We start from the raw sequence: 13,059 nt of genomic DNA, 5'->3' as shown, positions 1-13,059 counted from the left end.
TTGATGCACGCAAACCGTAAATAGCAGCAGAAGCATCCTTCAAGACTGTGATACTCTCGATATCCTCGATATTCAGAGCATTAAACACATCGCTACCGGAAACATCCGATGCCTGCAACCAGTCACGGCTGTTCATTCCACCATAAGGAATACCGTCGATTACAAACAGGGGGCTACCCATATTACGGATTTCAAGATTGATACCTCTACCCGGACGGGCATCCACAGCACGTGTAGACACACCTGCTATCTTACCGGATAAGGCTCCCGCAGTGGTCGTAGAAACAGAACGCGTCAACGCATCAGACTTAACATCACTGATGGCTCCGGTCAGACTTTTCTTAGTTTGTGTACCATAGCCCACCACCACAACTTCATCCAAAGTTTCCGTATCTTCTTCAAGAACGATTTGAAGATGTGCCTTTTCGCCTATCTTCATCTCTTTAGTCTTATAACCGATGAACGAAATTGCCAATGTGGCATTTTTATCATCTACATTAATTGTGAAGTTACCATCGATATCGGTAATGGTTCCATTAGAAGTTCCTTTGACAGTAACATTGGCACCAATGATACCCTCTCCTCTCACATCGGCCACATGTCCTGTAACTTGTGTTTGTGCAAATGCTGCAGCTGACAGAAGCAACTGTACGACACACATGCATAAGATTCTTACATACCTCATAAATTAGAATTTAAAGATTAAACATTTTTTGTTGTTTTTTCCAATGCAAATATAGAATATTGACATAAATGAAATAAGCAAAAATCATGCAGAAGAGCTATGCAAATCGTGCAATGAACGATTTACATACTCTAAATAAAATATTTATTCTTATTTTTGAGCTGATAATTGAAACAAATAAGCACGAGTTATGAAAAAACACATTGCTTCTACTTTATTTTTATCCTTGTTGTCCATTCTTCAATTGACAGCCCAGTCTCATTCTGTAAAACGACTGGGAATAGAACAAGGATTATCCAATAATTATGTAGTCAGTATTACACAAGATAAACAAGGCTTTTTATGGTTTGCTACAGAAGAAGGACTTAATAAATTTGACGGCACCCGCTTCATTACTTATTATAAAAATGATTTGCCACATAACAATCAGGGAATTACCGGCAACGAACTCAACCGGGTGTATGCTGATTCCAAACGTCCCATCATTTGGATAGCCACTCAACGAGACGGACTAAATGCATACAATTATGACGAACAAACATTTACCGCCTACCAACATAACCCGGAAAATCCACACAGCCTGATTACAAATGATGTAACGGATATCTCTCCTTCCACCCAAAACGATGATGGTTTATGGGTCAGCACCTATTATAGAGGTATAGAATATCTAAATATTAATAATGGGCAATTCACACATTATAATAAGAGTACGGTGCCTAGTCTGCCCTCCAATCAGACATGGACAGTATTGGACGGAGGAGACAACAATTTGTATATCGGCCATGTTGGAAGCGGATTCAGTATTTTTTCTCTCAAAGACAAAAGCGTAAAGAATTTCCAGAATGAAACGGGAAATCCGACGAGTTTGCCCGGTAATGATGTGTTTTGTATCATAAAAGATGCAAACGGTAACATCTGGTTAGGAACAAATAATGGATTGGCTCTATATAATGCTGCTAATGAGAACTTTATCACATTCAGAAATAATAAGAATGACAAGTATGCCACTTTATGCAGTCGTATATTATCTATCCGGCAATTAAAAGATAACAGGCTCTGGATTGCTTCAGAGCTCAATGGTATTGCCATATTAAATCTGAAACAGGGTATGTTTCTCTCACCAGAGGAGCTTTCTATTGAATACATACAGGAGGGTGATGATAGTCGAAGCCTCTCTAATGCAAGCGCTCGATGTATATTCCAGGATTCTTTCGACAATATCTGGATAGGAACATGGGGAGGAGGCATCAACTTTATTAGTAGTAAACCTCCTTTGTTCACCACGTTAAGCTATTCTCCGATTCCAAACAATGAAAACAGCCTGAACAACAAAGTAGCCAGCAGTCTTTGTATGGACAGACAAGGACGGGTTTGGATCGGAACAGATGGAGGAGGTATTAATGTATTTGAAGGAGAGAAACGTATTGCCATTTATAGAAAAGAGAGTGGAGACATTCCTTCGAATTTTATATTAGCTTCTTTACAAGATTCAAAAGGGAATTTATGGTTCGGTTCCTACCAAGGAGGAATCAGCTATTATGATAGCCGGAATAAAAGATTCCGTTCCATCTCCCTCATGGGACAATCTAATCTAGACGTCCGTACGATCTATGAAGATGCCCAACATAACATTTGGGTAGGATATAGTGGAGGAATTGTTGTATTAAACCCTCTAACCATGAAGATTATCCAGCATTACAATACAGATAATAGCGAACTGCACAGTGATTTTATACGTTCTATAGCCCAAGATGAGAAAGGACGTTTTTGGATTGGAACTTTCGGAGACGGACTTGGCATATACACCCCGGACTTACAGAAAATCAAGACGTTCACTCAAAGAGATGGCTTTTGTTCTAACACTATCAATCAGATCATACAAGATAAACAAAAAAGAATGTGGATAGGAACGGGAGAAGGATTAGTTTGTTTCCTGTCGACTAATGAACTGAATTACAAAACTTACCAACGAAAAGATGGCTTAATCAATACAAATATCTGTGCAATAACAGAAGATAAAAAAGGGAATATCTGGTTTAGCAATAATAAAGGTATCAGTTGCTATGTTACGAATAAAGACTGTTTTTATAACTATGGCCACTCTGACGATGTTCCGGCAGGAAGTTTCTCAAGCGGTTGTGTAACACAAAGTAAGAATGGACATATTTATTTCGGTTCTATCAATGGAGTATGTTGTTTCAATCCTGACATAACCATGAATGAACAACCGGCCCCAGCGGCAGTTGTCACAGAGATGAAAATACTGGGACGGTTGAGTAATCTGGAAAACAATGACATGATTATCAATCTCTCCAAAGGAGCAAACGTTGAATTGAGTCATGCACAAAATAGCTTCGGAGTGAGATTCAATGTTCAAAACTATTCTCTCGTCAATCAAGTAGAGTATGTTTATATGCTGAAAGGGCTCGAAAACTCGTGGTACACCGTCAATGAAAGTAACAATGTCACTTTCCGCAACATTCCCCCAGGAAAATATGAATTCTTCATCAAAGCGCGAGTACATAATCAGGAATGGCCGGAAGAAGCCACTTCCCTGACCATCCGTATCAATCCTCCTCTCTGGTTGACGTGGTGGGCAAAACTTATCTACATCTTGGCATCTATCAGTATCATTTATCTTATCTTGCATGCTTACAAAAAGAAGTTAGATCTGGAGAGTCTTTATACTTTGGAAAAGAAAAACCATGAGCAGGAACAGGAATTAAATCAGGAACGCTTGCGTTTCTATACCAATATCACGCATGAGCTACGTACCCCTCTGACCTTAATCCTCGGTCCTCTCGAAGATATGCAGAAAGAAGCATCGCTTCCTGCAAAACAAGCCCAGAAACTATCAGTTATCTATCAGAGTGCGCTACGATTGCTCAATCTGATTAATCAGATTCTGGAATTCCGAAAAACAGAAACACAAAACAAGAAATTGTGTGTCAGCAAAGGGAACATTGCCCCTCTGATTTATGAAATAGGGCTTAAATACAAAGAGTTAAATCAAAATACCAAAATTGATTTCCGGATTCAGATAGAAAAAGAAGAAATGTTTCTTTTCTTCGATAAAGAAATCATCACGATTGTTTTGGACAATCTGATTTCCAATGCTATCAAATATACGGAACAAGGGCGCGTAACGCTAAGTTTGCATCAGACCATGCGTAATGAGGTAGCTTATACGGAAATTAAAGTCAGTGATACAGGGTACGGAATTTCTGCCGAGGCCCTGCCACATATTTTCGACCGCTATTATCAGGAAAGCGGTAAGCATCAGGCATCCGGTACAGGTATCGGGCTGGCTTTAGTGAAGAATCTCGTCACCTTACATGAAGGGGAAATCCGTGCAGAAAGCGTCCAAAATGAGGGAAGTACGTTCTATATCAGTTTACTGACGGATAACATCTACCCCAATGCCTTACATGCAGATTCTACAGAACCAGTTCAAGAGGAGATGAATCAGAATACGGAGCTGGAATATTCACAAGAAGCGACATTAGATACCGGTAAACCAATCCTATTGATTGTAGAAGACAATGAAGAAATACAGAAATACATAGTTGAATCCTTCACCGACTCGTTCGAGGTAATCACGGCCAACAACGGAGAAGAAGGAAAACAACAAGCCCTTAGCCGTATCCCCGATATTGTAGTCAGCGACATTATGATGCCTGTGATGGACGGCATCACTTTATGTAAGCAATTAAAAGATGATGTGCGCACCAGCCATATTCCTATTATCCTGCTGACAGCCAAAGATTCTCTGCAAGATAAAGAAGAAGGATATGAAGTAGGAGCCGATTCTTACCTGACGAAACCTTTCAGTGCTTCTCTGCTACGTAGCCGTATCAATAATCTGCTCGATTCAAGGAGAAAGTTAGTAGCTCAATTCCAGGCGCAATCTAGTCCGGGAAATCAAATAGATTTAAGTGAAAAGCGTATAGTAATTACCGAAGCTTTGAGCAAATTAGATAATGAGTTTATTGAAAAAATCACCCTTTTAATCGAGGAAAACCTTTCTTCAGAGAAGATTGATATTAACTATCTATCCGATAAAATGTGCATGAGCGGTTCCACTCTTTACCGGAAAATGAAAGCACTTACAGGACTCTCGACCAACGAATATATCCGGAAAGTGAAAATGGAGAATGCAGAACGTTTGCTGCTTGAAGGGAAGTTCAATATCTCTGAAATAGCCTATAAGGTAGGAATGAACAGTACGGGATATTTCCGCCAATGCTTTAAGGAAGAATTTGGTGTCTCTCCTTCAGATTATCTGAAACAAATTAAGCAATCTTGAGAAAGGAAGATGTATCAGAAGTAGAATTTACTTTCATGTTGCTCTATCATTCAGAACAATAATGAAAAATCTCTTCTGATACCTCCCAATAGGAAATTTAGCGACCTGTGGGGGAGGTCATTTCCTTAATTCTTCAACCATCGCTTTGAGCAATGATTTAGAATCATCCAGTGGCAAATCCGTGGCTAAATCCCAACTCATCATGCCTTTCAGTCCTTGCTCCATCGCATAACGGGTCTTAGTGCGGATATTGTCCTGTCCGTCAAACACATATTTCTCTCCCTTATATATTACTTCATTTTGTGCAGGCTCCGTAATCAGTCCCTCTTGTACAAAACTGAAATAAGCCTCTGTCTTCTTCGAATTATCTTTTGTCACACCATAGAAAGGAACTCCCACCACCAGTTTCTCTTTGGGAATGCCATACTTCAGTACCATCTGAATATCCGAATCATATTTCTCTACCGGAAAACGAACCGGTGAAGGACCGTAACATTGGAGTGAAATAAAATCAACGGCTTCAATGGCTTCTTTACTAATCTTATAACAAACAGGATGCAGAGATACGCTAAATAGATATTGATCTCCCAGCACCTCCCGCATCTTCACGATAGCCAGGCTATAATCTTTGTATTCTTTCTCATTCTCCGCCCACTCAAAATCAAGATCAATGCCATCCAGCTTATTCTTTTCCAGTACAGTCTTTATATTCTTTGCAAATGCCGTACGAGCAGCCTCATCAGCCACCATCGTTTTCCATTCGCCACTGGAAGCTCCCAGACGTATTTTCGTTTTTGTACCTTTTACTTTTGCACGAACCGATTTAATCAGTCCTTCCCAAGTTGTCACCCCTTTTCCTTGAAATGCACGCGGATTTTCAAATGAAAGTGATCCGTCTTTATTAGGATGAACATTCAAGAAAATAAGGTCGTCACTTGCCCGCAGACTTTCAGTGGAAATACGACCGCGATTGTAAAAATTACCCCGAACATAAGAGCTGACTAAATAATCTTGTTGTGCAAATAACGATAATCCTACAAATAAAAAAAGGAAGAATACAATTTTTCTTAGCATTAGCATAATGATTGATAATTAATGAATTTAGACCACAAAAATACACATAACAAACAGGAATGGATGTTCAATAATTACTATAATACTTCCAAAAATCAACATAAAGTTTTCTCAATAACAGAGAAAAAACAAACGCCACTCACAAAAACGTTAGGAAAAACAAAATAAAGTCTGTTTCAGGGTATATTTTTATAATATTGTTTTGATAAAGCATATTTGTTATATCTTTCGACAGCACTGGAGTGGGGACTATGGGGGTACGAAATTGGCTGAATGGCTTAACCCATAATCAAAAGCTTATTGAGCCAGTATTTGAAGCTCTAGGAGTTTAGGGTGATGCATTGTCAAAGTCAGGGCTTTAAGCTCGATGACGAAGTCTCCGCCTTTTTCTCTGATCTTGTTTATTATCGATTTTTGGAATGACATGGCATCTGCGGTGACTATACATCCCCAGATATCCAGTTTATCCAGTAGCTTGAGGAGAGATTTGATCTCGTTACTTTTCTCTTCGCATACATCAGTGGGCAGAGTCAATCCCCCACGAAGAGAATAAGCTGATACGATGTCGGGATTACGCCCATTTTCATACACGGTACCTCTCATAGTTTTACCGTCAATGCAGATAATATCAGTATCCCAACCATTTATCTCTTTGCAAAAAATATCAACGAACGCAGATATACGACTAGCCATTGCCTCATCGTCTATGTTTTTGAATACCCGGCAAAGAGTCGGCTCTGATGGCAACCCGCTCAAAAGAAATGAAAAAGCCGTGGGATAAATGAAGTTTTTTTATAAAGAAACTGTATTATATAAATAACATTCACTATCTTTAGACGTGAATTAAGTAGCCTCTGCGGATTTCGTCAATTCATTTACCTACTTAATTCGCGTCTAAAACATTATAAGACACTTTTAAATAGAACAATACAACCATTGTTAACATGAAACCAGCCATCCAGTATTCATTTATATCCTGCTGTCTACCGTTGGCATTCAGCCCATTAACCGCCGAGTGTCAATCGACTGCCAAAGAGATCCCTCAACAGCCCAATGTACTTTTCATCTTAACGGACGACCTGCAGGCGTCTTCCATCCATGCTTTGGGAAACGAAGATGTATATACACCCGCCATCGACAGCCTGATTGCCGAAGGTGTCACATTCACAAACACGTACACTAACGGTGCTTTATGCGGAGCCTTGTCCATGCCTAGCCGGGCCATGCTCATGACAGGGCGCGGATTATACAACATTCAATCCGATGGTATGAAAATTCCGAAAGCACATACCACCTTCCCGCAACAATTCCGCCGACACGGTTACCGTACCTTTGCCACCGGAAAATGGCACTCGGACAAAGCCGCATTCAACCGTTCCTTTCAGGAGGGCGACAACATCTATTTCGGTGGAATGCATCCTTATGAACAAAACGGGCACTGTTCGCCACACCTCAACCATTACGACTCCACAGGGGTATATGGACCGAAAACGAAATTCACAGGAGAAGAATTCTCTTCCAAAATGTATGCAGACGCAGCCATCCGGTTTCTTCAAAAGCAAAAAGGAGATAAACAACCTTTCCTGGCTTACGTGGCTTTCACCTCTCCGCACGATCCTCGCAACCAACTCCCCAACTACGGTCGGAAATATAGCCCCGACACACTGGATGTCCCCCGCAACTTTCTTCCCAAACATCCGTTTAATAACGGTGAAATGAGAGTACGCGACGAATTACTGCTACCGGCACCACGCACCGAACAGCAGATACAAAAAGAACTGTCCGATTACTACGGCATGATAAGTGAAGTGGATGTACAGATAGGACGTATCATGGAAGTATTGCGCGCAACGGGACAAGCAGAAAACACCATCGTCGTCTTTGCCTCAGACAATGGACTGGCAGTAGGACGACACGGCTTATTGGGTAAACAGAACCTCTATGACCATAGCGTCAAAGTGCCGCTCACCATCATAGCCCCTTCATACAAAAACCGGAAAGGAGAAAAGAACCAATCACTGTGCTATCTGCACGACATTGCCCCGACTCTCTGCGAGCTGGCAAATATTCCCCTGCCGGAAAGTATGAACGCCCAGTCGCTCTATCCCGTACTGGAAGACTCTGGGACAACGCACCGCAAAGAACTGTTTCTGGCTTACTCCAACATCCAGCGGGCATTTGTCAACGACTCCTACAAATACATCATTTATCACGTGAATGGAAAGATAACCGAACAACTGTTCGATCTTCAAAAAGATCCGTTGGAAATGCATAACTTACTGACCGAAAAGAGAGAAGAAGCGAATAAATTGAAAAAGCAACTGGCTTTCCGCATGGAAGAGGAAGATGATTTCTGCAACCTGAACGATCCCAACTGGTGGCAGGATGGTCATAAACTGACTTTTAAAGAAATGCAACAATTATATATTTATGAATAAACTACTACTAACTGGGATTTTGACAGCAGGAACAGCTACTCAAATCCTGAATGCCCAAACAGCCGGACAAGAAAACCGACAAAAGGACGAACAACGTCCCAACATTCTCTTTATTCTAAGCGATGACCATACCTCGCAAGCATGGGGTATTTACGGTGGAGTACTGGCAGATTATGCCTATAACAACAACATCCGCCGGCTCGCCAACGAAGGTGTAGTCCTCGATAATTGTTTCTGCACCAATTCTATCTCTGCCCCCAGCCGTGCCAGCATCCTGACTGGACTATACAGTCACCAGAACGGACTTTACACACTGGCAGATTCATTGGATACTTCGATCCCTACACTGGCAACCGTCCTGCAAGCCAACGGCTACCATACGGGACTTGTCGGAAAATGGCATATCAAGTCACAACCACAGGGATTCGACTACTACTCCATCTTCCACGACCAGGGAGAATATCGTGATCCGACTTTCATCGAAAGTACTGACCCCTGGCCGGGCAACCGGAACTTCGGTCAACGGGTACTTGGTTTCTCTACCGATCTCGTCACACAAAAAGCAATCCGGTGGATGAAACAGCAGGACGGAAAACAACCTTTCTTGATGTGCTGTCACTTCAAAGCCACTCACGAACCTTATGATTATCCGATACGTATGGAACATCTTTACGACGGCGTCACTTTCCCCGAACCGGAAAACCTGTTGGACTGGGGACCGGAAACAAACGGGCGTTCTTTTATCGGACAAAAACTGGAAGAGCTGGTACGCCGCTGGCGAACTGCTTCGAAAGATCCCGACAAATGGTGGTGCCGCTATCCCGGACTGCCATTCAGCACGGAAGGTATGCAACGAACCACCGCCAGACGAGCAGCTTATCAGAAACTGATCCGTGACTATATGCGTTGTGGAGCCACCGTCGACGACAACATCGGCAAACTCCTGAAAACACTGGACGAAATGGGAGTTGCCGATAACACCATCGTAGTGTATGTATCCGACCAAGGCTATTTCTTAGGCGAACATGGTTTCTTCGACAAACGAATGTTCTATGAAGAATCAGCCCGTATGCCTTTCGTGATTCGCTACCCCAAAAAGATTCCTGCAGGACAACGTCTGAAAGATCTCGTATTAAATGTCGACTTTGCACCGACACTGGCAGAATTCTCCGGAGTAAAGATGGATAATGTACAGGGACGCAGCTTTGTCGACAACCTCGAAGGAAAGACCCCGTCAGATTGGCGAAAAGAAATCTATTATCGCTACTGGACCAATCATGCCATTCGTCCGGCACATTTTGCCATCCGTTCAGACCGGTACAAGCTCATTTTCTACTATGCAAAGAACCTGGGCATGACCGACACGGAAAACTTCGAATTTACACCTGCATGGGATTTCTACGATTTGCAGAATGACCCGCACGAGAATCATAATCTTTATAATGATCCGAAGTACGCATCAATCATCAAACAAATGAAGAAAGATTTATTGAGACTTCGCAAAGAAACAGGAGATACGGATGATAAGTATCCTGAAATGCAAACAGTCCTCGAGAAGTTCTACTACAAGTAAGAAAATATAATTAGGCACACAACTTTTATCTATCCGAAGGGGATTCTCATACAGAAAAGCGCCTTTTGTCGGTTGGCTACCATCCAGCGTATAATAAGTTTTCGTATCAGGCAGACTCTCCAACGAGACGACAAGACAATTATCATCAGGAACAGATGTATAAGTAGCAGAAACCGTAAAGAAATGACGGGCATAACCATATCCTAACTGCTCATAGCAACGAAGCACCGCTAATGGGCTGAACCGCATAGAAATTGTTCATTGCCATCCCATTGGCAGCCATCCAGTCAATATGTGGGGTCTGATAACCAACTGCTCCACGACAAGAGAAATCTCCGTTTCCGGCATCATCCAGGTTGATAAGGACGATATTGACTGGCTTCTGTGCGATAGCTTCGGCAGACAATACAGCCATGCCCGCCATTCCTATTAATGCCTTTTTGTTCTTCATAATATAGTTGCATATTTTAGTTATAAGTTCATTCCACTATAATAAAAACAATCATACAAAGCTTTCTACTAAAACATAAATGAAAGAAAGCATGTCGTTTTCCGCAAAAAAATTATATCTTTGTTCCCCATAAATAACAATTCACGAATAACTTCATGGCAGGAGATTCATTTTGCATACAATATACCAACTGTACGGGATGCCCCAAAGCCACTGAGAATATCCTTGTATATAGAAATTTACCCAAAGGAGAACATATCCCCAAGGATAAGTGTACACAGAATTGTATGCTTTTTATGATAAAGGGTGAATTACTGATCAACAGCGAAGAATATCCCGGAAATACACTGCGTGAAAAGCAGTTTATCCTGCAAGCTATCGGTTCCAAGGTTGAAATATTGGCACTGACAGATGTTGAATATGTTGTCTATTGGTTCAACGAACTACCTCTGCTCTGCGAAGAACGGTACAAAGAAATGATGGAACAGACAGGGGCCCCATTGACCTACACTCCGCTTGTCATGAGTGAAAAACTGTACCATCTTGTCACCAGTATATCCGAATTCCTCGGTGAGGAAGCCCCTTGCAGCAAGTATATCGACTTAAAATGCAAGGAATTAGTTTTCTTGATTACCAATTTCTACCCGCTACCCCAGCTAAGCTCATTCTTCTATCCAATCAGCACATATACGGAAAGTTTCCACTACTTCGTCATGCAAAACTACAGCAACGTGAAAAACGTAGAAGAATTTGCACACCTGGGAGGATATACGACCACTACTTTCCGCCGCCTCTTCAAAAACCTGTATGGTATGCCCGTATATGAATGGATACTGGAAAAGAAACGGGAAGGAATTCTGGAAGACCTGCAACACACCAAGATGCGAATCACTGAAATCTGTAACAAATACGGATTCGACTCCCTGTCGCATTTCGCACACTTCTGTAAAGACTCTTTCGGCGATACCCCACGCGCTTTACGCAAAAAAGCAGCCGACGGTGAGAAAATCGGAAAGGTACAATAAACAGTCCCATCCTACGAATGTGCCAATCAGTTGCACCATGCGCGCATACTGGCTGGCATATTGACACATTGGCGTATTGATCCATTATTAAAGAATTATTTCTTTAATTCCTTGCTCAATCAATCTATTTCCCCTATTTTTGCAGTCTGTAAGAGGTGTAAAACGTCGAAATTTTAGTTCTAACAATTAAATAATTTAAATTCAATCATTTATGTGGTTAAGTAATTCATCTGTAGGAAGGAAAGTGGTGATGAGCGTTACCGGTATCGCCCTTGTCCTGTTTCTAACATTTCACATGGCGATGAACTTGGTTGCGATCATCTCGGCTGATGGTTACAACATGATCTGTGAGTTCCTGGGAGCAAACTGGTATGCATTAGTGGCTACCGCAGGACTGGCTGCTCTTTTCGTAATTCACATTATCTACGCATTCTGGCTGACAATGCAGAATCGCAAAGCGCGTGGTAGCGAACGCTATGCAGTGACAGACAAACCGAAAACTGTAGAATGGGCATCTCAAAACATGTTGGTGCTGGGTCTTATCGTTATCGTAGGTCTTGGTTTGCACCTCTTCAACTTCTGGGCAAAAATGCAGTTGCCGGAACTGATGCACAACATGGGCATGCACGCTGATACATTGACATTGGCTTACGCTGCTAACGGCGCATATCACATTCAGCAGACTTTCTCTTGTCCGGTTTACGTAGTTCTTTACCTTGTTTGGCTGTTTGCTTTGTGGTTCCACCTGACTCACGGTTTCTGGAGTTCAATGCAATCACTGGGATGGAACAACAAAGTATGGATTGATCGTTGGAAATGTATTTCTAACATCTATTCTACAATCGTTGTACTCGGTTTCGCACTGGTAGTAGTGGTATTCTTTGTGAAAACACTTATTTGTGGTGGTGCTTGCTAAATAGTAAATTGTAAATGATTAAATTGTAAATAATATTATGATCAAGATAGATTCAAAAATTCCAGAAGGCCCGGTGGCTGAGAAATGGACCAACTATAAAGCTCACCAGAAATTGGTGAACCCCGCTAATAAACGCCGTTTGGACATCATCGTTGTGGGTACGGGTCTGGCAGGTGCTTCTGCCGCTGCTTCACTCGGTGAAATGGGTTTCAGAGTATTCAATTTCTGTATTCAGGATTCTCCCCGTCGTGCACACTCTATCGCTGCACAGGGTGGTATCAATGCTGCAAAGAATTATCAAAATGACGGTGACTCCGTTTACCGTCTGTTCTACGATACTGTAAAAGGTGGTGACTATCGTGCCCGTGAAGCTAACGTATATCGTCTGGCTGAAGTGTCTAACGCTATCATCGACCAATGTGTGGCACAAGGTGTTCCTTTCGCTCGCGAATATGGCGGTACACTGGACAACCGTTCTTTCGGTGGCGCACAGGTATCCCGTACTTTCTACGCTAAAGGCCAGACTGGTCAGCAGTTGTTGCTGGGTGCTTACTCTGCATTGAGCCGTCAGGTAAACGTAGGTACTGT

The 13,059-nt window shown here is 42.0% G+C and carries 11 protein-coding genes; 6 read left to right on the top strand and 5 right to left on the bottom strand.

The window, feature by feature from the left end; genetic code table 11:
• The coding region (locus ACT8YW_RS14090; RefSeq protein ID WP_444105685.1) for a carboxypeptidase-like regulatory domain-containing protein at window positions 1-685 on the bottom strand (685 nt) is incomplete at its 3' end.
• Window positions 686-875: 190 nt separating this feature from the next.
• On the opposite strand from ACT8YW_RS14090, the gene ACT8YW_RS14085 reads away from it, so the two are divergent.
• Window positions 876-4,994 carry a two-component regulator propeller domain-containing protein gene (locus ACT8YW_RS14085; RefSeq protein ID WP_444105683.1) on the top strand — a complete coding sequence of 1,373 codons (4,119 nt, stop codon included), beginning with the start codon at window positions 876-878 and terminating at the stop codon, window positions 4,992-4,994.
• A 117-nt stretch (window positions 4,995-5,111) separates the two neighbouring features.
• On the opposite strand, the gene ACT8YW_RS14080 is transcribed toward ACT8YW_RS14085, so the two are convergent.
• Together ACT8YW_RS14080 and ACT8YW_RS14075 are read right to left on the bottom strand one after the other, a co-directional pair.
• A complete protein-coding gene (locus ACT8YW_RS14080) occupies window positions 5,112-6,074 on the bottom strand; it encodes a glycoside hydrolase family 18 protein (RefSeq protein ID WP_444105682.1) in 963 nt (320 codons plus the stop codon).
• 291 nt (window positions 6,075-6,365) lie between these two features.
• Complete coding sequence (locus ACT8YW_RS14075; RefSeq protein WP_444105689.1) at window positions 6,366-6,815, bottom strand: ISAs1 family transposase; 450 nt, start codon at window positions 6,813-6,815, stop codon at window positions 6,366-6,368.
• Between the two features lie 197 nt (window positions 6,816-7,012).
• Here ACT8YW_RS14075 and ACT8YW_RS14070 point away from each other — a divergent pair, with 197 nt between their 5' ends.
• A complete protein-coding gene (locus tag ACT8YW_RS14070) occupies window positions 7,013-8,506 on the top strand; it encodes a sulfatase-like hydrolase/transferase (protein ID WP_444105680.1) in 1,494 nt (497 codons plus the stop codon).
• Complete coding sequence (locus tag ACT8YW_RS14065; RefSeq protein ID WP_444105678.1) at window positions 8,499-10,079, top strand: sulfatase family protein; 1,581 nt, start codon at window positions 8,499-8,501, stop codon at window positions 10,077-10,079. The genes ACT8YW_RS14070 and ACT8YW_RS14065 overlap by 8 nt, the downstream gene beginning before the upstream one ends.
• On the opposite strand, the gene ACT8YW_RS14060 is transcribed toward ACT8YW_RS14065, so the two are convergent.
• Together ACT8YW_RS14060 and ACT8YW_RS14055 are read right to left on the bottom strand one after the other, a co-directional pair.
• Complete coding sequence (locus ACT8YW_RS14060) at window positions 9,993-10,328, bottom strand: FN3 associated domain-containing protein (protein WP_444105676.1); 336 nt, start codon at window positions 10,326-10,328, stop codon at window positions 9,993-9,995. The genes ACT8YW_RS14065 and ACT8YW_RS14060 overlap by 87 nt on opposite strands.
• Window positions 10,291-10,530 carry a hypothetical protein gene (locus ACT8YW_RS14055; protein ID WP_444105674.1) on the bottom strand — a complete coding sequence of 80 codons (240 nt, stop codon included), beginning with the start codon at window positions 10,528-10,530 and terminating at the stop codon, window positions 10,291-10,293. The genes ACT8YW_RS14060 and ACT8YW_RS14055 overlap by 38 nt, the downstream gene beginning before the upstream one ends.
• A 155-nt stretch (window positions 10,531-10,685) precedes the next feature.
• Here ACT8YW_RS14055 and ACT8YW_RS14050 point away from each other — a divergent pair, with 155 nt between their 5' ends.
• The 3 genes from ACT8YW_RS14050 to ACT8YW_RS14040 form a co-directional block, all read left to right on the top strand.
• Window positions 10,686-11,555, top strand: a complete 870-nt coding sequence (locus tag ACT8YW_RS14050) for a helix-turn-helix domain-containing protein (RefSeq protein WP_444105672.1) — start codon at window positions 10,686-10,688, stop codon at window positions 11,553-11,555.
• Window positions 11,556-11,766: 211 nt separating this feature from the next.
• Window positions 11,767-12,471 carry a succinate dehydrogenase/fumarate reductase cytochrome b subunit gene (locus ACT8YW_RS14045; protein ID WP_004324017.1) on the top strand — a complete coding sequence of 235 codons (705 nt, stop codon included), beginning with the start codon at window positions 11,767-11,769 and terminating at the stop codon, window positions 12,469-12,471.
• 37 nt (window positions 12,472-12,508) lie between these two features.
• On the top strand, window positions 12,509-13,059 hold a 551-nt coding region (locus tag ACT8YW_RS14040; RefSeq protein WP_444105670.1), incomplete at its 3' end, for an FAD-binding protein.

Source organism: Bacteroides sp. (genome assembly GCF_052357945.1).
Taxonomy (GTDB): Bacteria; Bacteroidota; Bacteroidia; order Bacteroidales; family Bacteroidaceae; genus Bacteroides.
This window is presented reverse-complemented; position numbering and strand designations above follow the sequence as displayed.